Raw genomic sequence first — 24,482 nt, 5'->3', positions numbered from 1 at the left:
GGATCATCAGCCCCCCTCCCCTGTTCCTCGCCGCCTGCCTGCCCTACATAGCCTGCGCCCGGGGGCGAGGATAAGCCGATGAACGATATGACGATGGACCGTGCCTACCGGCCGGCAGGGCTGGCGCGGGGCGAGGTGCTCGGCGCGCCGGTGCCGCGGATCGACGGACCCGCGAAGGTGAGCGGCACCGCGACCTATGCCTATGAAGGCGCCGAGCCCGGCATCGCTTATGCCGCGATCGTCGGCGCGCCGGTCGGCAGCGGCCGCGTCACCGCGATCGACGCCGCGGCGGCGGAGGCCCTGCCCGGCGTCCTCGCGGTGATCCATGGCGATCCGCGGATGGTGACCGGCGGAAGCAACTCGCAAGCGCAGGCACACAGCGACACCGACCGCATCTTCCACTACGGCCAGCCGGTCGCGATCGTCGTCGCCGTGGATCAGGCGGTCGCCCGCGAGGCCGCGACGCTGGTCGTCGTCTCGACCGAGACCGGCGACGGCCGGTTCGATCCCACGGCGCAGCCGGTGCAGCGCGATCCCGACATCGGCTTCCTCAAGCCGGTCGAGATCGGCGATGTCGATGCGGCGCTGGCGGCGGCACCGGTGGTGCTCGACCGCAGCTATACGACGCCGGTCCATTTCCCCGCCGCGCTCGAACCGCATGCCAGCACGGTCGCCTGGGCGGACGGCAAGCTGCTGGTGCGCACCAGCAATCAGGTGATCGGCGGCGCGCGGCGGACGATCGCCAGGGCCCTTGGCCTCGCCGCCGAGGACGTTCGCGTGCTCGCTCCCTTCGTCGGCGGCGGCTTCGGCGGCAAGACCGGCGTCGGCCCCGAGGTGATCCTCGCCGCGATCGCCGCCGAGCGGGTCGGCCGGCCGGTCAAGATCGCCCTGCCGCGCGCGCAGACCGCCTATCTCGTCCACCATCGCTCGGCGACGACGCAGCGGGTGCGGATCGGTGCCACCGCCGACGGCCGGATCACCGCCTTTGCGCATGAGGGCGTCGCCGCGCAGAACGACGATGCCAGTTTCCTTGAACCGATCCCGTTCGGCTCGCTGCCGCTCTACGCCGGCGAGGCCCGGCGCTTCCGCACCGATCTCGTCCGCGTCGACCTGCCCGCCACCGGCGCGGTGCGCGCACCGGGCGAGGCGATCGGCACCTTCGCGGTCGAATGCGCGATGGACGAGCTGGCCGAGACGCTCGGCCTCGACCCGGTCGAGCTGCGCCGCCGCAACGAGCCGGAGGTCGATCCGGTCAGCGGCAAGCGCTTCTCGACGCGGCGGATGCTCGATTGCTACGACGAGGGCGCGCGCGCCTTCGGCTGGGCGGAGCGGCGCAAGCGGCGCGAGGGCGACTGGCTGATCGGCCACGGCATGGCGGCGGCGCTGCGCGGCAATTTCACCGTCAAGGCGGAGGCGCGGGTGACGCTGGCCGGCGACGGGCGCGCGATCGTCGCCTGCGACATGACCGACATCGGCACCGGCACCTATACGATCCTCGCGCAGACCGTCGCCGAGATGCTCGGCCTGCCGATCGCCGCGGTCGAGGTGCAGATCGGCGACAGCGACCTGCCCGCCAGCGCCGGCTCCGGCGGATCGTTCGGCGCGGGCAGCGCCTGTTCGGCGGCGGTGCTCGCCTGCGAGGACATCCTCGCCACGCTCGCGCTGCGGATGAACGCCGCGCCCGAGGATCTGCTGCTGCACGACGGGGTCGTCACGGCGGGCGGGCGCAACGTCGCGCTCGTCGACCTGCTCGACGGCGCCGCCATCGTCGCGACCGGCAAGACCGGCCCCGGCGCCGAGACGCAGGCCACCAGCCAGGCGAGCCACGGCGCGCATTTCGTCGAGGTCGCGGTCCATGCCGTCACCGGCGAGGTGCGGGTGCGGCGGATGCTCGGCGTGTTCGACGTCGGACGCGTGCTCAACGCCAAGACCGCGGCGAACCAGCTGATCGGCGGCATGGTCTGGGGCCTGTCCTATGCGCTCGGCGAGGCGGCGGTGGTCGACCTGCGCAACGGCCATTTCGTCAATCCCGACTTCGCCGAATATCACGTCGCCGTGAACGCCGACGTGCCGCGCATCGACGTCCGCTTCATCGAGGAGATCGACGACAGCGCCAATCCGGTCGGCGCCAAGGGCGTGGGCGAGCTCGGCATCTCGGGCGCGGGTGCGGCGGTGGCGAATGCGATCCACGACGCCTGCGGCGTGCGCGTGCGCGACTTTCCGGTGACGCTGGATAAATTGCTGGCAGGATTGCCTGACGTATAATTCCTCCCCTGAAAGGGGAGGGGGACCGCGCCCGAAAGGGCGTGGTGGAGGGGGGGCTTCCACAAGCGGTACCGTGTGTGGAAGCACCCCTCCACCACGCCGCTCCGCGTCGCGGTCCCCCTCCCCGTGCCGGGGAGGAACCAAAGGATAGACTATGGCCGAAAACGATTCCGTCCTCGCCGCCGCCCGCCATTGGCAGGGCGAACCGCTCGCGCTCGCGACGGTGGTCTCCACCTGGGGCAGCGCGCCGCGGCCGCGCGGCAGCCATATGCTCGTCCATGCCGACGGACGGTTCGAAGGATCGGTGTCGGGCGGCTGCGTCGAGAGCGACATCCTGCAGACCGCCGCCGAGGTGATCGCCGGCGCGCCCTTCCAGCTCAAGCGCTACGGCGTCGCCGACGATGCGGCATGGGAGGTCGGCCTGCCCTGCGGCGGCGAGATCGCGGTGATGGTGCAGCCGGTTTCGGCGGCGGGCTTCGACCCCGAATTGTTCGACCGGATCGCCGAGGCGCGCGAACGCGGCGAGGCGCTCACCGTCACCACCGATCTCACCACCGGGCACAGCGACTTGCGCCCCATCGAAACCGGCGAGGTGTTCGCCAACCGCTACGATCCGGCACGGCGGCTGCTGATCGTCGGCGCGGTGCAGATCGCCCAGGCGCTCGCCGCGCTCGCCCGCACGCTCGGCATCGACACGACGGTGATCGATCCCCGCGCGCGTTTCCTCACCGAGGAGCGTTTCCCCGGCGTGACGCTCGACGACCGCTGGCCCGACGAGGCGATCGAGGCGCTGCGCCCCGGTCCGGCGACCGCGGTGGTGACGCTCAGCCACGACATCAAGATCGACGATCCCGCGCTGATCGCCGCGCTCGCCAGCGACTCGCCCTATGTCGGCGCGCTCGGCAGCCGCCGCAGCCATGCCGCGCGCCGCGACCGGCTCGCCGCGGCGGGGCTGAGCGCGGCGCAGATCGACCGGATCGACGCGCCGGTCGGCATCGACATCGGCGCGATCGGCCCGTCGGAGATCGCGCTGTCGATCGCCGCGGCGATGGTCGGCGCGTTCCACGGCCAGCGCGCATGATCGCGGCGGCGGATTGCGTGCTGGTGCTGCTCGCCGCCGGGCGGTCGCAGCGGATGGGCGATGTCGGCAGCAAGCTCGACGAACCGTTCCTCGGTCGGCCGCTAGGCCTGCACGTCGCGATCGCGCTCGAGGACATGCCGTTCCGGGAACGGGTGGCGATCGTCGGGCGCGCGCAATGCGATTATGCCGCGCATGGCTTCACGCTGATCCGCAACGACGATCCCGCGATGGGGATGAGCCGGTCGCTGGCGCTCGGCGTGGAGCGCGCGCGCGCGCTCGAGGCGCGCGGCATCGTCGTCGCGCTCGCCGACATGCCGCGGGTGACCGCGACGCATATCTATCAGCTGCTCGATGCCGCCGACGACGCGGATGCGATCGTCGCGTCGAGCGACGGCCGCGCGCCCAAGCCGCCCGCGGTGTTCGGCGCCGGCCGCTTCGACGCGCTGCTCGCGCTGGAGGGCGACGCCGGTGCGCGCGCGATGGTGCGGGCGGGCAAGCATGTCGTGACGACGCCCGCCGAGCTGATCGATGTCGATACGCCGGAGGAGCTCGCCCGGTTGCGCGAGCTGGTCCATGCGCCGGAGGTGTATACGCGGGTCGGACGACGGGTGGCGGCGGAGGGGTAGAGCTTTATCCCAACTCATCATCCCCGCCTGCGCGGGGATGACAAGGTGCAGGGTAAGGCTCGCCCCTCAGAGCGCCCCCCCTATTCGTGGCGCAGTGCGTCGATCGGGTTGAGCGCGGCCGCGCGTCGGGCGGGGAAATAGCCGAACACCACGCCGATCACCGCCGAAATGGCGAAGGCGATGATGTTGATCTGCGGATCGAACGTCCACGGCACCTGCATCAGCGGCACCAGCGCGAGGATCACGCCCTGCGCGATCACCAGCCCGATGATCCCGCCGAGGCAGGACAAGGCCACCGCCTCGACGAGGAATTGGAGCAGCACCTCGCGCGCCACCGCGCCAATCGCGAGGCGGATGCCGATCTCGCGCGTCCGTTCGGTGACGGAGACGAGCATGATGTTCATGATGCCGATCCCGCCGACCACCAGGCTGATCGCCGCCACCGCCGCGACGATCCGCGTCAGCAGGGTCGTCGTGCCGGTGAGCGTGTCGGAGATCTGCTTGGTGTCGAAGATGTTGAAATCGTCGTCACGCCCGCCGGACAGGTGCCGCCGCTCGCGCAGCAGCGCGGTGATCGAGGCCTGTACCGCGCTCGTCTGGTAATCGCTGTCGACGCCGACCAGCATCACGCGCACGTCGTCATTGCCGACGAAACGGCGCTGCACGGTCTTGATCGGCATGACGACGACATCGTCCTGATCGCCGAAGCCACCCTGGCCGCGCGTCGTCAGCGCGCCGATCACGTCGCAGCTGACGTTGCCGAGGCGGATGCGCGTGCCGATCGGATCGCCGCCGCGGTAGAGATTCTGGCGCACGGTATTGCCGATTAGGCATACCGCCTTGCCCGCCTCCTCCTCGCCCGGCGTCCAGTAGCGGCCGGAGGCGAGCGGCCAGGGCTGGACGGTGTTGAACGCCAGCGTCGTGCCGTTGATCGTCGTCGACCAATTGGCGCCTTCGTAGATCGCGGTGGCGCTCGAGCTGGTCTGCGGCGCGACCGCGGTGATGCCGGCGATCTGCGTCGCGATCGCATCGGCATCGGCGATCTTGAACGGCGGCGGCGGCGGCCCGCCGCCACCGCGCCCGAAGCCCTGCCCCGGCCGCACCTGAAGGATGTTGCTGCCCAGCGCGGAAATCTGCTGCTGCACCGCCGCGGTGGTCGCCTTGCCCAGCGTCACCATCGTCACCACCGCGCCGACGCCGATGACGATGCCGAGGATGGTGAGGAACGAGCGCAGCAGATGCCGCCGGATCGAGCGCAGCGCGAGGATGAGCGTGGTGCCGATCATGACGCGTCCACGGCCTCGCCCTGGCGATGCTGCGCCTCGATCCGCTCGACCAACCCGTCCTTGAAGTGGATCACGGTGCGCGCGAAGGCGGCCATATCGGGCTCGTGCGTCACCATCAGCACGGTGATGTTGCTGGTACGGTTGAGGTCGGTGAGCAATTCCATGATCTCCACCGAGCGTTCACTGTCGAGGTTGCCGGTCGGCTCGTCGGCGAGCAGCACGTCGGGCTGCGTCACGATCGCGCGGGCGATGGCGACGCGCTGCTGCTGGCCGCCGGACAGTTCGGCGGGGGTATGATCCCACCAGCGATCGAGCCCGACCTTGGCGAGCGCCGCCATGCCGAGCTCGCGCCGCGCCTTCTTGTCCTCGCCGCGATAAAGCAACGGCAGCTCGACATTCTCCAGTGCGCTCGTCCGGCTGAGCAGGTTGAAGCCCTGGAAGACGAAGCCGAGGTAGCGGCGGCGCAGCAGCGCGCGCTGGTCGCGGTCGAGCGTCTCGACATGATGGCCGCGGAACAGGAAGGTGCCGCCCGACGGCACGTCGAGGCAGCCGAGGATGTTCATCGTCGTCGACTTGCCCGATCCCGACGGCCCCATCACCGCGACGAAATCCCCCGCCGCGATATCGAGGTCGACGCCCTTCAGCGCCTGGAATTGCGTCGCACCGGTGCCGTAGACCTTGGTGACGTTGCGCAGCGTGATGATCGGGTCAGCCATGCGCTTTTCCCTCGCCTGTCATCCCCGCGCAGGCGGGGAGCCAGACGCGCCCGCGCTGCGCAGGAGCCGGACGACTTGCGTCGCTCGCCCCTCGCCTGCGCGAGGACGACACGGCGGGCCGCTTACTGTCCACCGCCGCCGCCCTGACGCCGCTGGCCGCCGCCGCGCTTCGCCCCGCCGCCGGCATCGTTGCCGCTCGACAGCTGGCCGGTGATCACCTGCTGACCGGGCTTGAGGTCGCCGCCCAGCACCTCGGTCATCGTGCCGTTGGTGTCGCCGGTGGTCACCTGCACCGCCTGCGGCTTGCCGTCCGCGCCCTTGACGTACACCGTCTGCGACGCGCCGCGCGCCAGCGTCGCGGTACGCTCCGGGCGATCGCGGCGCGGGCGGAAGGTGAGCGAGCCGGCAATGCCGCCGCTCGACCCGCCCGCCGTGCCGCCCGCCGCAGGCTTGAAGCGCAGCGCCGCATTGGGGACGAGCAGCACGTTCTGCTTGTCGGAGGTGACGATATCCGCGGTCGCGGTCATGCCGGGCCGCAATTGCAGCGAGGGATTGGCGACGGTGAGGTCGGCGGCATAGCTCACCACCTGCCCGCTGGTCGAGCTGGTGGTGGTCGTCGTCGATGTCGAGCTCGCCGAACTGACGGTCAGATTGGAGCCGAGATCGACACGGGTGATCGTCGCCGGGAAGGTGCGGCCGGGAAAGGCGTCGACGGTGAAGTTCGCCTTCTGCCCGACCTTGACCTCACCGACATCGGCCTCGTCGATCGCCACCTCGAGCTTCATCTTGCTGAGGTCCTCGGCGATGACGAACAGCGTCGGCGTGTTGAACGAGGCGGCGACCGTGGCACCGGGATCGATCTGGCGCGCGAGCACGACGCCGTTGACCGGCGAGCGGATCACCGCGCGGGCGCGCTGCGTCTGGTTCTGCGCCAGTGCCGCCTGCGCCGCGGCGACGTTCGCCTGCGCGACCTTGAGCGCGGCGACGCTGCGCTGATAATCGGCGCGGCCGGTCTGCAATTCGGTTCCCGAGGGGACGCGGCCGTTGGAGAGTTTGTACACCTCCTCCAGGCGGGCGAGCTGCGCGCGGCTTTCGGCGACGGTCGCCTGCGCCTGATTGACCTGCGCCTGGTTGGCGGCGATCTGGGCCTGCTGCTGGCGGATCTGATCGTCGATCTGCTGCGGATCGATCAGAGCGAGCGGCTGGCCGGCGCTGACGCGGTCGTTGACGTCGACCACCACCTTGGTGACGAGGCCCGACAGCTGCGAGCCGACCGTCACCTGATTGGTCGGCGCGAGCTTGCCGGTCGCCGAGACGGTGACGGTGAGATTGCCGCGCGTCGCCGCCTGCGTCGCATAGCCCGCCTCCGCCTTGGCGCCGAAACAGCTCTTGAGCAGCAGCGCGAGCAGCACGACGCCGATCGCGACGAACACCCATTTGAGGTAGCGCCGCCACACCGGCACCGGCTTCACGCCCAGAAAATCGTCGATCGGTTCGGCCATCAGCGGGTCTCTTCTGGAGCGGTTCGGGCAGGCGGTTGCGCCGCCGGGTTGCGGGCGGCGCGGGCGGGCGCCTCAGGCGTCACGCTCGGGTCCCAGCCGCCGCCGAGCGCATTGTACAGCGCGACCAGCGCGGTCGCCTGGTCCGAGCGCGCCTGGGTGAGGCCGTTCTGCGCCGACAGCAGCGTCGCTTCCTGCTGGTTGAGCGTGGTGAAATCGGTGAGGCCGCTGCGATACTGGCTGCGCGCGAGGATCGCCGCGGCGTTGCTCGCATCATAAGCGATGCCGAATTGCATCTCGCGCTGGCGCGCCGAATCGAGCGCGACGATCGCATTCTCGATATCCTCCAGCGCGGTGAGGATCGTGCCGCGATAGGCGGCGAAGGCCGCATCCGCCGCCGCCTCGTTCGATCGCACCTGGCTGCGCAATCGGCCGCCGTTGAAGATCGCCTGGGTCAGCCCGGCGAACAGGCTGCCGGTGATCGCATTGCCAAGGCTGCCGAGCCCGGTCGCGTTGGAGTTGACGTTGCCGCTGATCGCCAGCGCCGGATAGAGCTGCGCCTTGGCGACGCCGATCTGCGCGGTCGCGGCGGCGAGCGCGCGTTCGGCGGCGCGTACGTCGGGGCGGCGGCGCAATGCGTCGGCGGGGATGCCGACGCCGACCGTCGCCGGGCCGCGCGGGATCGGCCGCGCGGCGGCGAGCCGGCTGCGCAGCGCGCCGGGCGCCTGACCGGTCAGCACGCCGATCCGCGCGACCGCGGCGGCATATTGCTGTTCGATCTGCGGCACGGTCGCGGCGGTCTGCGCGCGCTGCGCCCGCGCCTGTTCGGCATCGACCGAGGAAACCAGCCCGGCCTGGACGCGGAAGCCGGCGATCTCGAGATTGTCGTCCTGAATCGCGAGACTGGCGCGGGCATTGGCGAGCTGCGCCTGATAGGCGCGGGCGAGCACGTAATTGGTCGCCACCTCGCTCTCGACGGTCAGCAGCGTCGTCGCATAATCGAAGCCGGTCGCGGCATATTGCGCCTGCGTCGCCTCGACCGTGCGGCGCACCTCGCCGAACAGGCCGAGCTGGTAGCTCGCCGACAGGCCGGCGGAGAAGCTGTTGGTGCCGCCGCCGCCGGTGTCGACGACGGTGCCGTCGGGCAAGGTGAACGAGCGTCCGCCGCCGCGCAGGTTTTCGTTGCGCTGATAGCCTGCCGAACCCGACAGCGTCGGCAGCAGCGACGCGCGGCTCTGCACCAGCGATTCGCGCGCCTGCCGCAGCCGCGCCACCGCCTGCGCGATATCGGTGTTGGCGAGCCGCGCCTGTTCGACCAGCTGGCCGAGCACCGGATCGTCGAAATTCGCCCACCAGCGGGTCAGGTCCTCGGCGGTCTGCTGCGCCGGCACCGAATAGCCGTCGGGCACGCCGAGCGCGGCGGCGCTTTGCGGGTGATAGTCAGGGCCGACGGTGCATCCGGCGAGCGCGACGGGGACGAGCAACAGAGCGGAGGCGCGGACCATGGCCGTATCGTGTGGCCGACACACCGGCGCGTCCAGCCTTTTTATGTCGCAATATGTGTCGCATCCGCGCGCCGCCGCGGCTCAGCGGCCGGTGAAGACGGGTTTGCGCTTGGCGAGGAAGGCCGCTCCGCCCTCGCGCGAATCCGCCGTGCCGCGCGCGGTCCGCTGCGCCTCCGCCTCGGCGGCGAGCGCGCCGGCATAGTCGCCGTCGAGCGCCCGGCCGATCGCGCGGCGCATCAGCCCGAGCGCCACCGTCGGCCCGGCGGCGAGCCGCGTCGCCAGCGCCAGCGCCGCCGCATCGAGCGCATCGTCGGCGACGACGTCGTGGATCATCCCCCAGTCGCGCGCGGTGGCGGCGGGGACCCGCTCGCCGAGCAGCATCATCGCGGTGGCGCGGGCGCGGCCGATCAGCCGCGGCAGCATCCAGGTCGCGCCGCCGTCCGGCACCAGCCCGATATTGACGAACGCCTGCAGGAAATAGGCGGTGTCGCTGGCGATGCAGAGATCGGCGGCGAGCGCGAGGCTGCAGCCGATGCCGGCGGCGGGGCCGCGCACCGCGCTGACCACCGGCACCGGGCAATCGGCGATCGCGACCAATGTCGGATTGTAGTGATCGGTGAGCGCCGCATGCGTCGCCGTGCCGGGATCGTCGCCGTCGAGCGCGCCGCCGGCCACGTCCGCGCCCGAACAGAAGGCGCGCCCTGCCCCGGTGATCAGCACCGCGCGGGCGCCGTCGAGCCGGTCGAGTGCGTCGCGCAGCTCGTCGAACAGCGCGGGCGGCGCGGCATTGAGCCGCTCGGGCCGGTTGAGCGTCAGCACGCGGACGTCGCCTCGCGCCTCGGCGAGGATATGCTGGTAGGTCATCGCTCTCCCCTGCATGGCTCGCGCAGGTCTAGGCCGGCGCCGCGGCGGGCGCTACGCTTTCTTCACCTTCGCGTGGTTAAGCGGATGATCATGCGTCATATCCTTCATTCGCTCGTCCACGACCGCAAGGCCGCAACCGCCATCGAATATGGGCTGATCGCCGCCCTTATCGCGGTCGCAGCGATCGCCGCGATGCAGGGCCTCGGCAACAAGCTCAAGACGACGTTCCAGAACGTTTCGTCCAACATGAAGGCGACCTAGATCCGCAGGCGAACACACCGTTTCCGATCGAGGTGCTTCCGTTAAGAGATAAGGGTGCACGTGTCCGATATGGACCATGACATGAACCCGTCTGATATCACCGCCGTCCGGATCGAGGCCGATCGCTTCGTCGCGGAGGCCATGACCTTCCTGCGCGACGCGCGGGCGCTGGTGATCGCCGACACGCGCGCCGCGGCGGCGACGCTGACCCGCAACCGTGAAGGCATCTTCGCGCTGCTCGGCGACTATCAGCGGTTCAAGCACGGCCGGGTGTTCGATCCGGTCATCGCCGAAGGGCATGGCAGGCGCGGCGCGACGGCGCGGCTGCTCAAATGCGAATGCGTGCTGATGGGCGACAGCTTCGCCGCCTATGTCAGCCGCTGGCAGCATGCCGATCTCGCCGCCGAGTGGCCCGCCTATCGCCGCGACATGATGACGATCACCGAACAGTTGCTCGACCATCTGCGCGTCGAACAGGCCGCGATCGCTTCGCTGCTCGGCGCCGATCGGAATGCCGGCGACATGCCCGCTACGCGGTGATCGCCAGCTTCCGGTGCGCCGTCGTCCGGCGCGCACGCGCATCGAACACCACGGCGACGGCCGCCGTCAGCAGCACCGCCAGCATCACCGCGCCGAGATAGGTCGCATAACCCCCGCCCGCACGATACCATAGCGCGGCGAGCACATAGGTGATCCACACCGTCGCCATATAGCAATAGAGCGTCTGCCGGCCGATGCAGGCGAGCGCCCGCATCGGCGCCGATGCCACCAGATCGCGCCGCCAGGACAGCAGGCCGCAATAGAAAGCGATGATGATCGGCGCATGGATCAGCCGCAGCAGGCCGAGATTGCCCTTCGACGTGAGCAGCCCGGAATTGGGAACATGGCGCTCGATATGGAGCAGCTTGGCCGCCGCGAAGGCACCGACGGTCACCGCCAGCAGGATCGTCATCGTGCGATGCGCTTCCAGATAGGCGAAGACCCGCTCATGCGCGCGACGCGTCCCGAGAAGCATCGGCACGAAGAAGAAGATCTGCCACGCCGCCGGGTTGAACTTCCACTCGACCACCGCCGGATCGAGCAGCCCGGTCAGGGTCGCGAACTGCGATGCCAGCCACAGGCCGACCGACACGCCCACCAACAGCGTCGCGCTGCGCCGGTGGAGCCACAGCGCCACCGGCGTGACCAGCATGAAGATCACATAGAGTTGCAGCACGTCGAGCAATGTCGGCGCGCGCAGCAGCGCGAGGAACAGCAGCAGCCCTTCGGTGGGGCTGCGATGGAGGAAGTCGGCGCTCCAGGCCGTCGCCTCCCAGGCCGGCATCATCGCCAGGACCGGCGTCACCGCGAGCAGCAGCAGCCCGTCGTAGACGTAGAGCCGTGCCGCCCGCCGCAACACCGCCGCGGTCGGATTGGCCTTTCGCTGATAGACCATGCCGACCATGTAGCCCGACATGATCACGAAGATCGACGCAGACGACGAATAGCCGAAGGACGACGGCGTCGGTACGCCGCGACCGTCGAGATGATAGATCTGGAAGGCGACGGTGATGTGATTGATCGCGATCACTACCATCGCCAGCCCGCGCAAGATATCGATACGCGTCTCGCGTCCTGGCCCCGCCGTCATCGCCACCATCCCCGTCACCTGGCCTCGCCGGCCCTCGAAATAGCCAGTGACCACAAAGGTTTAGTTTTTGGTATTGAAGGGTGACGTTTTTGTCGTGACGCAGGACACCTCCGCCGCCGCTGAATCGCAGGCGGCCCCGTATCCGACGGACGGCTTGACCGGTGGTGACCGGCAAATGGGACAGGACGAATGGGTGGCGCACCCGACAGGATTCGAACCTGTGGCCTCTGCCTTCGGAGGGCAGCGCTCTATCCAGCTGAGCTACGGGTGCCTGGTTGGCTGCGCCTAGCAAAGCCGAAGGCGCGGCGCCAGTGGCTTTATGCCGGTGGCGGAGATGCGGCGGTCTTCGGCGGCGGCGTCTTGGGTTTGAAGGCGCAGAGGTCGGCGACGATGCAGCGCCAGCATTCGGGCCGGCGCGCCTTGCAGACGTAGCGGCCGTGCAGGATCAGCCAGTGATGCGCGTGCAGGCGGAACGGCTGCGGCGTCGCCGCGTCGAGCTTGCGCTCGACCGCGAGCGGCGTCTTGCCGCGGGCGAGGCCGGTACGGTTGCCGACGCGGAAGATATGCGTGTCGACCGCGAAGGTCTCCGCGCCGAAGGCGACGTTCATCACGACATTGGCGGTCTTGCGACCGACGCCGGGCAGCGCCTCGAGCGCGGCGCGGTCGGCGGGCACCATACCGTCATGGTCGGCGACCAGCGCCTCGGACAGAGCGATGACGTTCTTGGCCTTGGTGTTGAACAGGCCGATCGTGCGGATATGCTGTTTGAGCGCGTCGAGCCCGAGGGCGACCATCTGTTCGGGCGTCCCGACCTCGGCGAACAAGGCGCGCGTCGCCTTGTTGACGCCGGCGTCGGTCGCCTGCGCCGACAGCACCACCGCGACGAGCAACTGGAAGACGTTGCCCGATTCGAGTTCGGTCTCGGGATGCGGATTGGCCTCCGCCAGCCGCCGGTAGAATTCGAAGACGTCGGCCTTCTTCACAGGCCGAGCACGTCGCCCATGCGATAGCGGCCGGCGGGCCGGTCGGCGAGCCACAGCGCCGCACGCACCGCGCCCTTGGCGAAGATCGACCGGTCCTGCGCGAGATGCGACAGCTCGATCCGCTCGCCCTCGCTCGCGAAGACGACCGTATGATCGCCGATCACCGATCCGCCGCGCAGCGACGACAGACCGATCGTCCCCTCGGTGCGCGCGCCGGTCAGCCCGGCGCGGCCGTCGACGCGCAGCTCCGACAGAATCGTCCCCCGCCCCGCCGCCGCCGCCTCGCCGAGCAGGATGGCGGTGCCCGAGGGCGCGTCGACCTTGTGGCGGTGGTGGCTCTCGACGATCTCGATATCCCAGTCGGTGCCGAGCCGCGTCGCCGCCTCGCGCACCAGTTGCGCGAGCAGCGTCACGCCGAGCGAGGTATTGCCGGTCTGCAGGATCGCGATCTCGGCAGCGGCGTCGTCGATCGCGGCATGCTGCGACTGGGTCAGCCCGGTCGTACCGATCAGCAGCGGCGTGCGCGCCGCGCGGGCGGCGGCGAGATGCGCGCCGAGCGCAGACGGCGTCGAGAAATCGACCAGTACGTCGGCGACGCGCGCCAGCACCGCCGGATCGCCGCCGGCATCGGTGCCGCCGGCGAGCGTCGCGCCTTCGATCGCGATCTGCTCGGTGATCGCGCGGCCCATCCGGCCGCTGCTGCCATAGATGCCGATCGCGGTCATGCTGCGGGTCCGACGTGGGGAGAATGGTCCATGCGCGCCCTCTGCCACAGCGCCGCGCCGGGCGACAGCCCAGCCTCTCGCTGACAAAGATCGAGCGTGCCGCTTATGCCAGATCGGTGACGAACCGGCCAAGGTAGCCGATCCAACCGACGATCGTGCGGAGGCGGAGGCCGAGCCGACGCCGCCCCAAGATCATCGCCACGCCAAGGCAGAACAGCGCTGATCCGATGAGTATCAGGTACGGATGCGTTGCCCGATCGAGAACCGGCCAATCGGGTGTCCTGAAGCGATAGCCGTCGGATAGCCCCTGATGATCGCCGATCAGCGCGATCAGCAGGATCGTCTGATCGAATGCCACCGTCGCCAGCTAGGCAATCAATATCCCCCTCCCCGCCGTCCGCTGACCCCTCGTCATAGAACCGATGCTGGCGCGGCGGCGGCGCGACGCTATCGTGGCGGGATGACCGCATCGCTCGTCATCCTCACCGGCGCCGGCGTCTCCGCCGAGTCGGGTATCGCCACGTTCCGCGGGCCGGGCGGCCTGTGGGAGGGGCACCGCGTCGAGGACGTCTGCACGCCCGAGGCGCTCGCCGCCGACCCGCTGCTGGTGCACCGCTTCTACGACGCGCGGCGGGCGGCGCTCGCCGCGGTCGAGCCCAATGCGGCGCATCGCGCGCTCGCCGCGCTCGACGCGGCCTGGCCCGGCGAGTTGCTGATCGTGACGCAGAACGTCGACGATCTGCACGAGCGCGCCGGGACGCGGCGGCTGCTGCACATGCATGGCGAACTCCAGTCGGCCCTATGCGCCGCGTGCGGCGCGCGTCGGCCACGGTCCGAGGCGCTGCCGCCGGGCACCCGTTGCGAGACGTGCGGTGCGGCGGCGCTGCGCCCGGACATCGTCTTCTTCGGCGAGATGCCCTATCAGATGGCACGGATCGAGGCGGCGCTGGCGCGCGCCGACCTGTTCGTCTCGATCGGCACATCGGGCGCCGTCTATCCTGCCGCCGGCTTCGTCCAGCTCGCCGATGCCTATGGCGCGGACACGATCGAACTCAATCTCGAACGCTCGGCGGGCAGCGCGCTGTTCGCCGAAACGCGGCTCGGGCCGGCGGGGACGCTGGTGCCGGCCTGGGTGGCGGAGATGCTGGCCTAGCAGCGGGTTGGCGCGGAGGCGCGGAGGCGCGCGCCTGAGAGGGCACGGCATGGTTCAACCTGACCGGGAGAATGGCACTGCCGCGGCGGTCACCCGCCCTCCGCGCCTGCGCGCGAACATCCTCCCGACTCCCCTCCCGCGACGGGGGCGCCGCCTCGCGCGCTATTCCACCCAGTCGAGGCCGATGTCGCGATAGACCTCGCGGTCCTCGTCCCAGCCCGGCTTGACCTTGACGTGGAGGTAGAGGTGGACCGGCCGGTCCATGATGCCCGCCAGTTCGGCGCGGGCGCGCGCGCCGATCTCCTTGATCCGCTGGCCGCCCTTGCCGAGCACGATTGCGCGCTGCGTCGGACGTTCGACGAGGATCTGCTGGTGGATCTCGACCGACCCGTCCTCGCGCTCGCTGTATTTCTCGGTCTCGACGGTGCTCGCATAGGGCAGTTCGGCGTGGAGCTGGAGGTAGAGCTGCTCGCGCGTCACTTCGGAGGCCAGTGCCCGCTCGCTCGCGTCGGACACCTGATCCTCGGGATAATGCCACGGCCCCGCCGGCATGGCGGCGGCGAGCGCCGCCTTGAGTTCCGCGACGCCGTCGCCGGTCTGGGCCGAGACGAACCAGGTGTCGGCAAAGCCGATCAGCGCGTTGAGCTTCTCGGCGTGGAGCAGCAGCTTCGGCTTGTCGGCGATGTCGACCTTGTTGAGGATGAGGATTTTGCGCTCGGGCCGATCCTTCAGCGCCTCCGCGATCCGCTCGACCTTGCCGCCGACGCCACCCTTGCCGTCGACGACGAGCGCGATCAGATCGGCGCCCTCCGTTCCGGTCCAGGCGGCGGCGACCATCGCGCGATCAAGCCGGCGCTGCGGCTCGAAGATGCCGGGCGTGTCGACCAGCAGGATCTGCGCCTCGCCCTCGATCGCGACGCCGAGCAATTTGGTGCGCGTCGTCTGCGCCTTGGGACTGACGATCGCGACCTTCTGGCCGACGAGCGCATTGACGAGCGTCGACTTGCCCGCATTGGGCGCGCCGACCACGGCGACGAGGCCGCAATGTTGGGTCTGGGTCATGGATGGTCCGGTGTTGGGCGATGCACGATCGGTGCAATCGAGGGGAACGGAAAGCGCCTCATGTGCGCAGCTTGTCCAGCAGCGCCTTGGCCGCGGCGGTTTCCGCTTCCTGTTTGTTGGTGCCGGTGGCGCTCGCTTCGGCGAAGCTGCCGATGCGGACCTGGATGGTGAAGCGCGGCGCGTGATGCGGGCCGGAGCGGTCGACGACCTGATATTCGGGCGCGCGGCGCCCCGCCGCCGCCGCCCATTCCTGCAACGCCGATTTGGGATGCTGCGGCGCCTTGTCGCCGCGCTGGACGCGTTCGCGCCACGCCGAGCGGATGAAGGCGCGCGCGCCGTCGAGCCCCGCCTCGCGATACCAGGCGCCGATCAGCGCCTCCATCACGTCGCCGAGGATATTGTCGCTGTTCGACGCGCCGTCATCGCGCGCCTGCTTGCCGAGGCGGAGATGATCGCGCACGCCGAGTTCGCGCGCGACTTCGGCGCAGGTCGCGCCGGTGACGAGCGCGTTGAGCCGCTTCGACAGATGGCCCTCGGGCTCGTTCGGGAACAGCTCCCACAGCCATTCGGCGACGACCAGGCCGAGGACGCGGTCGCCGAGGAATTCGAGCCGCTCGTAATTCTCCGCCGCCTGGCTGCCGTGGGTCAGCGCGCGTTCGAAGGGGGCGAGGTCGGCGGGGCGGCGGCCGAAGGTGCGGCCGAGCCAGTCGGGTAGCGCGGCGGTCAGAAGCCCTCTCCGATCCGCTGCCAGCGTGCGGCGGTGAACCAGCTCACCGGATTGATCCACGAGGCATTGCCGTTGGTCGAGAAGAAGGTGACCACCGCCTTGCCCTCGATCCGCTCCATCGGAATATAGCCCATGCCGATCGGCGCGGGGAAGCGGCTGTCGGCGCTGTCGTCGCGATTGTCGCCCATCAGGAAGACGTCGCCCGCCGGCACCGTATAGAGGCCGGTATCGTCCGCCTGCGGAATCTCGGCCTGATCGAGCACCTCATAGCTCTTGCCGTTGGGCAGCGTTTCGCGGAAGCGCGGGTAGCGGCAGATCGGCACGCCGGCGGCATCGACGTCCTGAAAGCTCGCGCCGCATTTCTGCGCATCGAAATTGGCCGTGAGCGGCAGGATGAAATCACCGATCCGCTGCTTGGGAATCGCCTTGCCATTGAGGATGACCTGGCCGTGGCGGACCTGGATCGTGTCGCCGGGCAGGCCGATGACGCGCTTGATGACGTCATGATCGTCCGGCCCCGGCGAGCGGAACACGACGACGTCGCCGCGCGCCGGATCGCGGCCGAGGATCCGCCCCGGGATCAGCGGCACCCCGGCCGGCAGCGACCAGCGCGAATAGCCGTAATTCCATTTGGTGACGAACAGATAGTCGCCGATCAGCAGCCGCGGCAGCATCGATTCCGAGGGGATCGAATAGGGCGCGAACAGGAAGCTCCTGAGGATCAGCACGATGACCGCCAGCTTGACGAGGAAGCGCAGCGTCTCGGCGAGTTCGGACCGGGGCTTGGCCGGCGTGGTCGCCGCGGCCGGCGCGGTTTGGGGAGTCTGATCCATAGCGAAGGGAGCCTTAGCGCCCCCTAAGCGTCCTGAGTAGTCGTTCCGAGGGGCTTGCCGCGACGCGCAGGTTCGATACGGAGCCAACCGGACATCCCTTCCCCGAAGGACATATCATGAGCGACTGGTCTGCGATCGAAGCCCTCCCCTCCGTCAAGCTGGTCGATCTGTTCGAACAGGACGGCGAGCGGCTCTCCACATTGAGCCTCGACGTCGCCGGTATCCATTTCGACTGGTCGAAGACGCATCTGACCCGCGAGGCGATCGACGCCTTCGCCGCGCTGGCGGAGGCCAAGGACCTCGCCGGCAAGCGCGACGCGATGTTCGGCGGCGAGCACGTCAATGTCACCGAGGACCGCCCGGTCGGTCACACCGCCGAGCGCGGCGAGGGCGATCCGGAGAGCGTCGCGCTGGCGCGCAAGTTCCACGAGCGGATGCGTTCGCTGATCGACGCGATCGAGGGCGGCGCGCTCGGCGAGATCCGCCACGTGCTGCACATCGGCATCGGCGGTTCGGCGCTCGGCCCGCATCTGCTCGTCGACGCGCTCGGCCGCGAGGACAAGCGCTATGACGTCGCGATCGTCTCCAACGTCGACGGCGTCGCGCTCGAGGATGCGATCAAGGATTTCGATCCGGCCGCGACCTTGCTCGTCGTCGCGTCGAAGACCTTCACCACCAAGGAAACGATGCTCAACGCCGAATCGGCGCTGCAGTGGATGACCGAACACGGCGTCAGCGACCCTTATGGCAAGGTGATCGCGCTGACCGCCGCACCCGACAAGGCGATGGAATGGGGCGTCGACGAAACGCGCATCCTGCCGTTCGGCGAGGGCGTCGGCGGCCGCTATTCGCTCTGGTCGTCGATCGGTTTCCCCGCGGCGATCGCGCTCGGCTGGGGCGCGTTCGAGGAGCTGCTCGAAGGCGCGGCGGCGATGGACCGGCATTTCCGCCTGACCCCGCTCGCGCAGAATGCGCCGGCGCTCGCCGCCTTCGCCGACCTCTATTACACGCAGGTCCGCCATGCCGAGACGCGCGCGCCCTTCGCCTATGACGAGCGGCTGCGGCTGCTGCCGAGCTACCTCCAGCAGCTCGAGATGGAGTCGAACGGCAAGGGGGTGACGGTCGACGGTCGGCCGGTCGGGCGGCCGACCGCGGCGATCACCTGGGGCGGCGTCGGCACCGACGCGCAGCATGCGGTGTTCCAGCTGCTCCACCAGGGCACGCACCTCGTCCCCGTCGAATTCATCGCGGTGATCGAGCCGGGCGACACGCTGGCCGAGGATCACCACCGCCAGTTGCTGCTCAACGCCTTCGCGCAGGGGGCGGCGCTGATGAAGGGCAAGCAGGTCGAGGATCCGGCGCGCTCGTACAGCGGCGACCGGCCGTCCTCGACGTTGCTGCTCGACGTGCTCGACCCGCGTACCTTGGGCGCGCTGATCGCCTTCTACGAGCATCGCGTGTTCGTGAACGGCGTGCTGCTCGACATCAATTCGTTCGACCAGTTCGGCGTCGAGCTCGGCAAGGAGATGGCCAAGGCGGCGGATCACGGCGGCCAGTCGTTCGACGCCTCGACCGAAGACCTGATCCGCCGCGCCGGGCTCGACTGATGCGACCGGCGGGATCGTCGGGCGTTGACGCCGGATGATCCCGCTCCTCCTCGCCGCGGCGCTTGCACCCGCCCCAGCCGCTCCGTCGCCGATGACGGTCGCCGCCATGCGCTGGCAGCGGCGCGTGCTGGTGATGACGGCGCCGCGCGCGGACGATCCCGCGCTCGTGGCGCAGCGCCACGCGCTTGCCGGCTGGGATGCAGCGGCGCGCGAGCGCGACCTCACCGTGGTGACGGTGATCGGCGACCGCGTCACCGGCGCGGCCGATACGGCGACGGCGTTGCGCCGGCGCTACCGGATGCCGTCGGACCGGTTCGCCGCGGTGCTGATCGGCAAGGACGGCGGCGTCAAGCTGCGCAAGGCCACGCCGATCGCGGCCGAGATGCTCGCCGAAACGATCGACGCCATGCCGATGCGCCGCGCCGGCGAGCGGTGACGTTGTCGCTGCGTCGCGATGCCTCTATATTGAGGTATCGGCGGAGTCTAAGACATGTACGTCCAAATCGATGATGCATTGGTCACGGAAGCAATGCAGGTAGCGAACGCCACTACCGCCGAGCAAGCAGTATCCTATGCGTTGAGGGAGTATCTTCGGGTCAAGCGTCAACTGGCGGCCCTGGACGCCCTTCAGGGGTTAGGCTGGGAAGGTGACCTCGACGACATGCGGACCAGCAAGTACATCCCGGCGAAGTGATCGTACTTGTTGATTCATCGGTATGGATCGATCACCTAGCGCATCGTGTTACGCGGCACACCACCGCGTTGCGGGCGATCACGGCCCGGCATGGTAAGCTCCTGGTCGGCGATCTCATCCTCACGGAAGTGTTGCAGGGCACACGCGATCAACGGGAATTCTCGTCCGCTCTGGCGGCGTTGTCGGCGTTCGAATTCGTTTTCGTCAGCGACCACCGCGTCGCCATCGAAGCGGCACGCCACTATCGCCACCTGCGCAGCCGCGGCATCACCGTCCGCAAGACGATCGACACGCTGATCGCGACGCGATGCATCCTTGATCGCCTGCCGCTATTGTATAGCGATCGTGATTTAGACCCCTTCGTCCAGCATCCCGGCCTTCGGTCGGCGCTCGACACTCCCGGAGTGTATAATGGCTGACTATGATTACGACCTGTTCGTCATCGGCGCAGGATCGGGCGGCACGCGCGCCAGCCGCGTCGCCGCGGCGCACGGCGCCAGGGTCGCGGTCGCCGAGGAATATCGCGTCGGCGGCACCTGCGTCATCCGCGGCTGCGTGCCCAAGAAGCTGCTGATCTACGGTGCGCATTTCGCCGAGGACCTCAAGGACGCCAAGCGCTTCGGCTGGCAGGTGCCCGACGAATGCGCCTTCGACTGGCCGACGCTGCGCGACAACGTGCTGGAGGAGGTCGACCGGATCAACGGCGCCTATACGCAGACGCTGGAGAATCACGGCGTCGAGATCATCCACCAGCGCGCCGTCGTCACCGGCCCGCACAGCGTCCGCCTCGCCGACGGCAGCGAGAAGACGGCCGAGCGCATCCTCGTCGCGGTCGGCGCGCATCCGGCGGTGCCCGACTGCCCCGGCGCGGAGCACGGCATCACCAGCAACGAGGCGTTCCACCTCGATGCCATCCCCAAGCGCATCCTGATCGCCGGCGCCGGCTATATCGCCAACGAATTCGCCGGCATCTTCCACCAGCTCGGCGCGCACGTCACGATCATGAACCGGACGCAGGACATCCTGCGCGGCTACGACCTGTCGATCCGCGACCGGCTGTTGCAGATCAGCATGATGAAGGGCCTCGAATTCAAGTTCGACGCGACCTTCCAGCAACTGGTCAAGGGCGAGGACGGCTGCCTGACGGTGCATATGAGCAACCACGAGCCGGTCACCGTCGACATGGTGATGTTCGCCACCGGCCGCGTACCGAATACCCGCGACCTCGGGCTCGAGGCAGCAGGCGTCGCGCTCGACAGGGGTGCGATCGTCGTCGATGCGCAGAACCGGTCGAGCGTCGACAGCATCTTCGCAATCGGCGACGTCACCAACCGCATCCAGCTGACCCCGGTGGCGATCCGCGAGGGCCAGGCGTTCGCTGACACCTTCTACGGCAACAAGCCGACCAGCGTCGATTACACCAACATCCCCTCGGCAGTGTTCAGCCATCCGCCGATGGCGGGCGTCGGCCTGACCGAGAGCGAGGCGAAGCAGAAGCTCGGCTCGATCCGCGTCTACTCGTCCGACTTCCGGCCGATGAAGAACGTGCTCGCCGGGCGCAACGAGCGGGCGCTCTACAAGATGGTGTGCGACGGCGAGACCGGGCGGATCGTCGGCCTGCACATGATAGGCCCCGACGTGCCGGAAATCCTCCAGGCGGCGGCGATCGCGGTCAAGGCGGGGCTGACCAAGGCGCAGTTCGACGAGACGGTCGCGCTGCACCCGACGATGGCGGAGGAACTGGTGCTGATGAAATAAGGGGGGCGCCTAGCGCGCCCTCGCCCTCGCCTTCGCCCGCACCCGCCATCGCCACAGACCGGTGACGAACAGCACCGCCGGCACCAGCCCGGAGACGAACGCCAGCCAGCGTCCCGCCAGCCCGAAGGCCTCGCCATCGTGCAGCGGGTGCAGCCAGTCGAGCAGCATATCGCCGCCGCCGTCGCGCCGCGCATCGCGCACCGCGAGCACCCGCCCGGTATAGGGATCGAGCCAGACGTTGCTGCGCGGGAAGCGGCGGCTCGGCTCGCCCGGCAGCGCGAGGTTGACGCGCACCACGCCATGCGCGTCCGCCGGCGTCTCGATCCACGCCAGCGCGCCGCCGGGCAGCGCCCGCTCCGCGCGGTCGACCAGCGTATCGAGCGGCAGCGGCGGGCCGTTCGGGACGCTGCGCAGCCGCGGCGTCGCGAACAGCGGCGAGGCGCGCGCGACGAGCGGATGGACCTGATCGGGCAGGTCGAGCAGCACGCCGGTCGCGGCGACGACGACCAGCACCAGGGCGCTGCCGATCCCCGCCCATTTGTGCCAGTCGTACAGGCGCCGCGAGCGCGCCGCCTCCCGCTTCCACGCAAGCGAGCGTCGCCAGCCGCCGGGTCGCGGCCACCACGCCCACAATCCGCTGACCAGCATCGCCAGCATGACGATCCCGGCGATCCCCATCACCAGCGCCCCCGGCTTTTCGAGCAGCAGCCGGTAATGGAGATCGTAGAGCCAGGTCGTCGCATAGCCGCCCCAGAAACCGCGCCGCACCACCGTCAGCCGTACCGGTTCGAGCCACAGCATCAGCGGCGCGAAGGCACGCGCGCGCGTCTCGCGGGCGGCGTAATAGCGGACCGGGATCGGCCCGCCGTCGGGCGTCACCTCGATCCGCCATGCCCCGTCACGCCCCGGTTCGGCGCGGCGCAGCGCGTCATACACCGCCTGCCACGACGCCGGCCGTGCGTCCGCCGCCACCCGCGCGAGGCCGGGATGCAGCGCACCGTCGATCGCCGGGTAGAAGACGAGCAGGCTGCCGGTCAGCCCGGTCAGCACGAACAATGCGCCTACGCTCAGCCCCAGCCACAGATGCACCCGGCGGACGATACCGCGCGCGCTCACAGCGTCAGCCGCAGGCTGCCGTAGAGCGCGCGCGGATCGGCGGGCGAGTGCAGCACCTGCGTGCCGTCGTACCAGGCATATTCGTAATGCCGGTTGCCGATGTTCTTGAGCTGCGCGGCGAGTTCCAGCTGCGGTCGCAGCCGCCACGCCACCTCACCGTTGACCACCAGATAATCGCCATAGCGCGGCAGGCTGTTGGCCGGGGTGAGATGATAGCTCGACTGGCCGTTGCCCGACAGCGACAGCCGCCAGCGTTCGGCGGGGACGAGGTCGACACCGCCCGAGAACAGGTTCTGGGGGACATGGTCGATCCAATTGCCCGCCTGCGACGGCGTCGCCGGATCGGGCGTGACGATCCGCGCATGCTGGTAGGAATAGGCGCCCCACAGCGTCGCGCCGCGCACCGGCGTCAGGTTGAGCTGGACGTCGACCCCGCGCCGGCGTGTCCTGCCGAGATTGTCGCTGTCGCCCGAGGGATCGTTGAGCCGGCGCTTGATCTCGCCGCTCGCGGTCTGCTGCCACAGCGCGACCCGCGTCTCGAGCCAGCGGCCACGTGCATATTTGACGCCTGCCTCCCAGCCTTCGTTGATCGACGGCGCGAGATTGGTGATCCGCGGCGGCACGCGATAGGCGCCCGCGCCGACGCCGATCTGGAACGTCCGCCCGTAATTGCCGTAAGCGGTAAGGCCGGCGAGCGGCATGATCGCGACGCTGAGCTTGGGCTGGCTGATCGTGCCGTAATCGTTGATGGGATAGCGTAATCCGTTGAGGCGGTTGCGCAGCGATCCCGACACCGTGTCGATGCGCCAGCCCGGGGTGATGCTGAGCCACCCGACCGGCTCGATCACCGCCTGCGCATAGCCGCCCGCGATCGTCAGCCCGAACGCCTGATCGCGCGTCTGGCTGGTGATGCGGCGGTCGGCGGTCAGCCAGCGCAGGCTCTGGTTGTCCTGCCGCTGTACGTCGCCGCCGACCTCGATCATCAGCCGGTGCAGAAAGCCGACCTGCGGATGGTAATGGAGCGCGGCGAGTCCGCCGTATTGCTGCTCCTGCGTCAGCCGCCGCTGCTGCGCGACGGTCGCCGAGAAGCGGACGTAGCGATCGTCGTCGAGGCTGCTGGCATAGCCCTTGGCGGTCAGCGCCAGCGTCGGGGCGAGATCGGCATCGAGGTGAAGGCTGTACTGGCCCGTCTGCCGCCGGCCGCCGTCGCTCGCCGAGACGGGATAGGACAGGCGGCGGTCGCGATAGGCATCGGCATCGGTGAGATAGCCGGGTTCGTCGGCGCGCGTCTGCGCATAGCGGGCGATGCCGCCGAGCCGCACCCCGCCCCAGTCGTAGAACCATTTGCCCGCGAAGCTCAGCCGATCGAGCCCGGCATGATCGCGATAGCCGTCGCTATGCCGGTAGCCGAGCGCGTAATTCTGGCTGAACCGGCCGGTCTCGACCCCCGCCGACACTTGTCCGTCGGCGGTGCCGAACGCGCCGCCGAGCGCGCGCATGTCGAGGTAATTCCCGCCGATCCGCGTCGCGATATCGGCGCTGCCGGCGATCGCGTGGAGGCCGTAGCGCGGGTCGGCGGTGCCGCGGACCAGTTCGATCTGCGCGATGTCGAGCGGCATCACCGCGTCGATCAGCGGCATGCTGCCGTCGTTGGCATTGTTCGGCACGCCGTCGATCAGCAGCTTGACCGCGTTGATCTCGCCCTCGCCGTTGAAGCCGCGGATCGAGAAGCGGCCCGAGGTGGTGCCCTGATTGAAGTCGGTCAGCGACACGCCGGGCAGGCGCGCGAACAATTCCCAGCTGTTGTCGACATTCTGCCGCTGCGCGACATCGCCGCCGAGCCGGTCGATCGAGGTGACGACGTTGCTCGGCGCGCGCATCATCTCGCCGGCGGTGACGACGATGTCGCCGACCGAGAAACTGGTGTCCTGCGTCGCCGATGGTCGCGTGGCGTCGTCCTGTTGTGCCCATGCCGGGCTCGCCAGCGCGAGCGCAAGGCCCGCCGCTGCCGCGGTTGGTCTGAGGTGCATTGATATTCGTCCTGATCCAGGCGCGCACCCGCTGGCGCGCGCCGTCATGAAGGCAAAGGTC

The 24,482-nt window shown here is 69.5% G+C and carries 25 protein-coding genes and 1 tRNA gene; 11 read left to right on the top strand and 15 right to left on the bottom strand.

Features of this window, described 5'->3' with window-relative positions:
• Positions 1–78 precede the first annotated feature (78 nt).
• The 3 genes from V8201_RS05280 (at position 79) to V8201_RS05270 (ending at position 3,972) form a co-directional block, all read left to right on the top strand.
• On the top strand, positions 79–2,265 hold the full coding sequence (locus V8201_RS05280; protein WP_336544670.1) for a molybdopterin cofactor-binding domain-containing protein: 2,187 nt from the start codon (positions 79–81) through the stop codon (positions 2,263–2,265).
• Between the two features lie 154 nt (positions 2,266–2,419).
• Entirely contained in the window at positions 2,420–3,346 is a 927-nt protein-coding gene (locus V8201_RS05275) for an XdhC family protein (protein ID WP_336544669.1), read from the top strand.
• Positions 3,343–3,972 carry a nucleotidyltransferase family protein gene (locus V8201_RS05270; protein WP_037531464.1) on the top strand — a complete coding sequence of 210 codons (630 nt, stop codon included), beginning with the start codon at positions 3,343–3,345 and terminating at the stop codon, positions 3,970–3,972. The genes V8201_RS05275 and V8201_RS05270 overlap by 4 nt, the downstream gene beginning before the upstream one ends.
• Positions 3,973–4,052: 80 nt before the next feature.
• Here the strand turns inward: V8201_RS05270 and V8201_RS05265 are convergent, their stop codons facing one another.
• From V8201_RS05265 to V8201_RS05245, 5 genes are all read right to left on the bottom strand, one after another.
• The gene (locus V8201_RS05265; RefSeq protein WP_271300357.1) at positions 4,053–5,258 is read right to left on the bottom strand and encodes an ABC transporter permease; all 1,206 of its coding nucleotides are present in this window, start codon (positions 5,256–5,258) and stop codon (positions 4,053–4,055) included.
• Positions 5,255–5,974, bottom strand: a complete 720-nt coding sequence (locus V8201_RS05260; protein ID WP_037531460.1) for an ABC transporter ATP-binding protein — start codon at positions 5,972–5,974, stop codon at positions 5,255–5,257. Before V8201_RS05260 ends, V8201_RS05265 begins: the two co-directional genes overlap by 4 nt.
• A gap of 122 nt (positions 5,975–6,096) precedes the next feature.
• Entirely contained in the window at positions 6,097–7,476 is a 1,380-nt protein-coding gene (locus tag V8201_RS05255; protein WP_336544668.1) for an efflux RND transporter periplasmic adaptor subunit, read from the bottom strand.
• On the bottom strand, positions 7,476–8,978 hold the full coding sequence (locus V8201_RS05250; protein WP_336544667.1) for an efflux transporter outer membrane subunit: 1,503 nt from the start codon (positions 8,976–8,978) through the stop codon (positions 7,476–7,478). Before V8201_RS05250 ends, V8201_RS05255 begins: the two co-directional genes overlap by 1 nt.
• An 81-nt stretch (positions 8,979–9,059) precedes the next feature.
• A complete protein-coding gene (locus V8201_RS05245) occupies positions 9,060–9,842 on the bottom strand; it encodes an enoyl-CoA hydratase-related protein (RefSeq protein WP_336544666.1) in 783 nt (260 codons plus the stop codon).
• A gap of 90 nt (positions 9,843–9,932) precedes the next feature.
• Here V8201_RS05245 and V8201_RS05240 point away from each other — a divergent pair, with 90 nt between their 5' ends.
• Together V8201_RS05240 and V8201_RS05235 are read left to right on the top strand one after the other, a co-directional pair.
• The gene (locus V8201_RS05240) at positions 9,933–10,103 is read left to right on the top strand and encodes a Flp family type IVb pilin (protein ID WP_336544665.1); all 171 of its coding nucleotides are present in this window, start codon (positions 9,933–9,935) and stop codon (positions 10,101–10,103) included.
• 81 nt (positions 10,104–10,184) lie between these two features.
• Complete coding sequence (locus tag V8201_RS05235; RefSeq protein ID WP_336544664.1) at positions 10,185–10,643, top strand: hypothetical protein; 459 nt, start codon at positions 10,185–10,187, stop codon at positions 10,641–10,643.
• On the opposite strand, the gene opgC is transcribed toward V8201_RS05235, so the two are convergent.
• The 5 genes from opgC to V8201_RS05210 form a co-directional block, all read right to left on the bottom strand.
• Positions 10,633–11,733 carry an OpgC domain-containing protein gene (opgC, locus tag V8201_RS05230; RefSeq protein ID WP_336544663.1) on the bottom strand — a complete coding sequence of 367 codons (1,101 nt, stop codon included), beginning with the start codon at positions 11,731–11,733 and terminating at the stop codon, positions 10,633–10,635. The two genes, V8201_RS05235 and opgC, sit on opposite strands and share 11 nt — an antisense overlap.
• 194 nt (positions 11,734–11,927) lie before the next feature.
• Positions 11,928–12,004: transfer RNA gene (locus V8201_RS05225), tRNA-Arg, on the bottom strand.
• A 46-nt stretch (positions 12,005–12,050) separates the two neighbouring features.
• Positions 12,051–12,716, bottom strand: a complete 666-nt coding sequence (gene nth / locus V8201_RS05220; RefSeq protein ID WP_271300350.1) for an endonuclease III — start codon at positions 12,714–12,716, stop codon at positions 12,051–12,053.
• A complete protein-coding gene (gene dapB / locus V8201_RS05215; protein WP_037531445.1) occupies positions 12,713–13,441 on the bottom strand; it encodes a 4-hydroxy-tetrahydrodipicolinate reductase in 729 nt (242 codons plus the stop codon). The genes nth and dapB overlap by 4 nt, the downstream gene beginning before the upstream one ends.
• 103 nt (positions 13,442–13,544) lie before the next feature.
• Positions 13,545–13,799: a hypothetical protein gene (locus tag V8201_RS05210; RefSeq protein ID WP_336544662.1), complete on the bottom strand. Its 255-nt coding sequence runs from the start codon at positions 13,797–13,799 to the stop codon at positions 13,545–13,547.
• Between the two features lie 102 nt (positions 13,800–13,901).
• On the opposite strand from V8201_RS05210, the gene V8201_RS05205 reads away from it, so the two are divergent.
• Entirely contained in the window at positions 13,902–14,594 is a 693-nt protein-coding gene (locus V8201_RS05205; RefSeq protein ID WP_336544661.1) for an NAD-dependent deacylase, read from the top strand.
• A gap of 162 nt (positions 14,595–14,756) precedes the next feature.
• Here the strand turns inward: V8201_RS05205 and era are convergent, their stop codons facing one another.
• The 3 genes from era to lepB are packed head-to-tail and all read right to left on the bottom strand — an operon-like array spanning position 14,757 to position 17,216.
• The gene (gene era / locus V8201_RS05200; protein ID WP_037531438.1) at positions 14,757–15,656 is read right to left on the bottom strand and encodes a GTPase Era; all 900 of its coding nucleotides are present in this window, start codon (positions 15,654–15,656) and stop codon (positions 14,757–14,759) included.
• Between the two features lie 58 nt (positions 15,657–15,714).
• A complete protein-coding gene (rnc, locus tag V8201_RS05195) occupies positions 15,715–16,383 on the bottom strand; it encodes a ribonuclease III (protein WP_037531533.1) in 669 nt (222 codons plus the stop codon).
• Positions 16,380–17,216, bottom strand: coding sequence for a signal peptidase I (lepB, locus tag V8201_RS05190; protein ID WP_336544660.1), 837 nt, complete (start codon positions 17,214–17,216; stop codon positions 16,380–16,382). Before lepB ends, rnc begins: the two co-directional genes overlap by 4 nt.
• A 116-nt stretch (positions 17,217–17,332) precedes the next feature.
• Between lepB and pgi the strand changes: the two genes are divergently transcribed.
• From pgi to gorA, 5 genes are read left to right on the top strand one after another with little or no spacing between them, the layout of a single operon-like run.
• A complete protein-coding gene (pgi, locus tag V8201_RS05185) occupies positions 17,333–18,823 on the top strand; it encodes a glucose-6-phosphate isomerase (RefSeq protein ID WP_336544659.1) in 1,491 nt (496 codons plus the stop codon).
• 34 nt (positions 18,824–18,857) lie between these two features.
• The gene (locus V8201_RS05180; protein WP_336544658.1) at positions 18,858–19,259 is read left to right on the top strand and encodes a DUF4174 domain-containing protein; all 402 of its coding nucleotides are present in this window, start codon (positions 18,858–18,860) and stop codon (positions 19,257–19,259) included.
• Positions 19,260–19,313: 54 nt separating this feature from the next.
• Complete coding sequence (locus tag V8201_RS05175) at positions 19,314–19,517, top strand: type II toxin-antitoxin system VapB family antitoxin (RefSeq protein WP_271300342.1); 204 nt, start codon at positions 19,314–19,316, stop codon at positions 19,515–19,517.
• Positions 19,514–19,936, top strand: a complete 423-nt coding sequence (gene vapC, locus V8201_RS05170) for a type II toxin-antitoxin system VapC family toxin (protein WP_336544657.1) — start codon at positions 19,514–19,516, stop codon at positions 19,934–19,936. The genes V8201_RS05175 and vapC overlap by 4 nt, the downstream gene beginning before the upstream one ends.
• The gene (gene gorA, locus V8201_RS05165; protein WP_336544656.1) at positions 19,929–21,275 is read left to right on the top strand and encodes a glutathione-disulfide reductase; all 1,347 of its coding nucleotides are present in this window, start codon (positions 19,929–19,931) and stop codon (positions 21,273–21,275) included. The genes vapC and gorA overlap by 8 nt, the downstream gene beginning before the upstream one ends.
• Before the next feature lie 9 nt (positions 21,276–21,284).
• Here gorA and V8201_RS05160 read toward each other — a convergent pair whose 3' ends face one another.
• Together V8201_RS05160 and V8201_RS05155 are read right to left on the bottom strand one after the other, a co-directional pair.
• Positions 21,285–22,391 (bottom strand): PepSY-associated TM helix domain-containing protein, encoded by a 1,107-nt coding sequence (locus tag V8201_RS05160; RefSeq protein ID WP_336544655.1) that lies wholly within the window; start codon positions 22,389–22,391, stop codon positions 21,285–21,287.
• Positions 22,388–24,421, bottom strand: coding sequence for a TonB-dependent receptor (locus tag V8201_RS05155; RefSeq protein ID WP_336544654.1), 2,034 nt, complete (start codon positions 24,419–24,421; stop codon positions 22,388–22,390). Before V8201_RS05155 ends, V8201_RS05160 begins: the two co-directional genes overlap by 4 nt.
• Positions 24,422–24,482 lie beyond the last annotated feature (61 nt).

The organism is Sphingomonas kyungheensis (genome assembly GCF_037120395.1).
In the GTDB taxonomy this organism is placed as follows: domain Bacteria; phylum Pseudomonadota; class Alphaproteobacteria; order Sphingomonadales; family Sphingomonadaceae; genus Sphingomonas; species Sphingomonas kyungheensis.
Note: the sequence above shows the minus strand (reverse complement) of the source record. Positions and strands in the feature narration are given on the sequence as shown.

Excerpts from the sequence above, each read along its gene's own strand:
- V8201_RS05245 (WP_336544666.1), bottom strand. The coding sequence starts at position 9,842 with ATGACCTACCAGCATATCCTCGCCGAGGCGCGAGGCGACGTCCGCGTG.
- era (WP_037531438.1), bottom strand. The coding sequence starts at position 15,656 with ATGACCCAGACCCAACATTGCGGCCTCGTCGCCGTGGTCGGCGCGCCC.
- V8201_RS05275 (WP_336544669.1), top strand. The coding sequence starts at position 2,420 with ATGGCCGAAAACGATTCCGTCCTCGCCGCCGCCCGCCATTGGCAGGGC.
- V8201_RS05260 (WP_037531460.1), bottom strand. The coding sequence starts at position 5,974 with ATGGCTGACCCGATCATCACGCTGCGCAACGTCACCAAGGTCTACGGC.
- V8201_RS05280 (WP_336544670.1), top strand. The coding sequence starts at position 79 with ATGAACGATATGACGATGGACCGTGCCTACCGGCCGGCAGGGCTGGCG.
- V8201_RS05175 (WP_271300342.1), top strand. The coding sequence starts at position 19,314 with ATGTACGTCCAAATCGATGATGCATTGGTCACGGAAGCAATGCAGGTA.
- V8201_RS05235 (WP_336544664.1), top strand. The coding sequence starts at position 10,185 with ATGAACCCGTCTGATATCACCGCCGTCCGGATCGAGGCCGATCGCTTC.
- V8201_RS05270 (WP_037531464.1), top strand. The coding sequence starts at position 3,343 with ATGATCGCGGCGGCGGATTGCGTGCTGGTGCTGCTCGCCGCCGGGCGG.
- dapB (WP_037531445.1), bottom strand. The coding sequence starts at position 13,441 with ATGACCGCGATCGGCATCTATGGCAGCAGCGGCCGGATGGGCCGCGCG.
- gorA (WP_336544656.1), top strand. The coding sequence starts at position 19,929 with ATGGCTGACTATGATTACGACCTGTTCGTCATCGGCGCAGGATCGGGC.
- lepB (WP_336544660.1), bottom strand. The coding sequence starts at position 17,216 with ATGGATCAGACTCCCCAAACCGCGCCGGCCGCGGCGACCACGCCGGCC.
- V8201_RS05205 (WP_336544661.1), top strand. The coding sequence starts at position 13,902 with ATGACCGCATCGCTCGTCATCCTCACCGGCGCCGGCGTCTCCGCCGAG.
- V8201_RS05240 (WP_336544665.1), top strand. The coding sequence starts at position 9,933 with ATGCGTCATATCCTTCATTCGCTCGTCCACGACCGCAAGGCCGCAACC.
- V8201_RS05265 (WP_271300357.1), bottom strand. The coding sequence starts at position 5,258 with ATGATCGGCACCACGCTCATCCTCGCGCTGCGCTCGATCCGGCGGCAT.
- pgi (WP_336544659.1), top strand. The coding sequence starts at position 17,333 with ATGAGCGACTGGTCTGCGATCGAAGCCCTCCCCTCCGTCAAGCTGGTC.
- opgC (WP_336544663.1), bottom strand. The coding sequence starts at position 11,733 with ATGACGGCGGGGCCAGGACGCGAGACGCGTATCGATATCTTGCGCGGG.
- V8201_RS05255 (WP_336544668.1), bottom strand. The coding sequence starts at position 7,476 with ATGGCCGAACCGATCGACGATTTTCTGGGCGTGAAGCCGGTGCCGGTG.
- V8201_RS05250 (WP_336544667.1), bottom strand. The coding sequence starts at position 8,978 with ATGGTCCGCGCCTCCGCTCTGTTGCTCGTCCCCGTCGCGCTCGCCGGA.
- V8201_RS05180 (WP_336544658.1), top strand. The coding sequence starts at position 18,858 with ATGATCCCGCTCCTCCTCGCCGCGGCGCTTGCACCCGCCCCAGCCGCT.
- V8201_RS05155 (WP_336544654.1), bottom strand. The coding sequence starts at position 24,421 with ATGCACCTCAGACCAACCGCGGCAGCGGCGGGCCTTGCGCTCGCGCTG.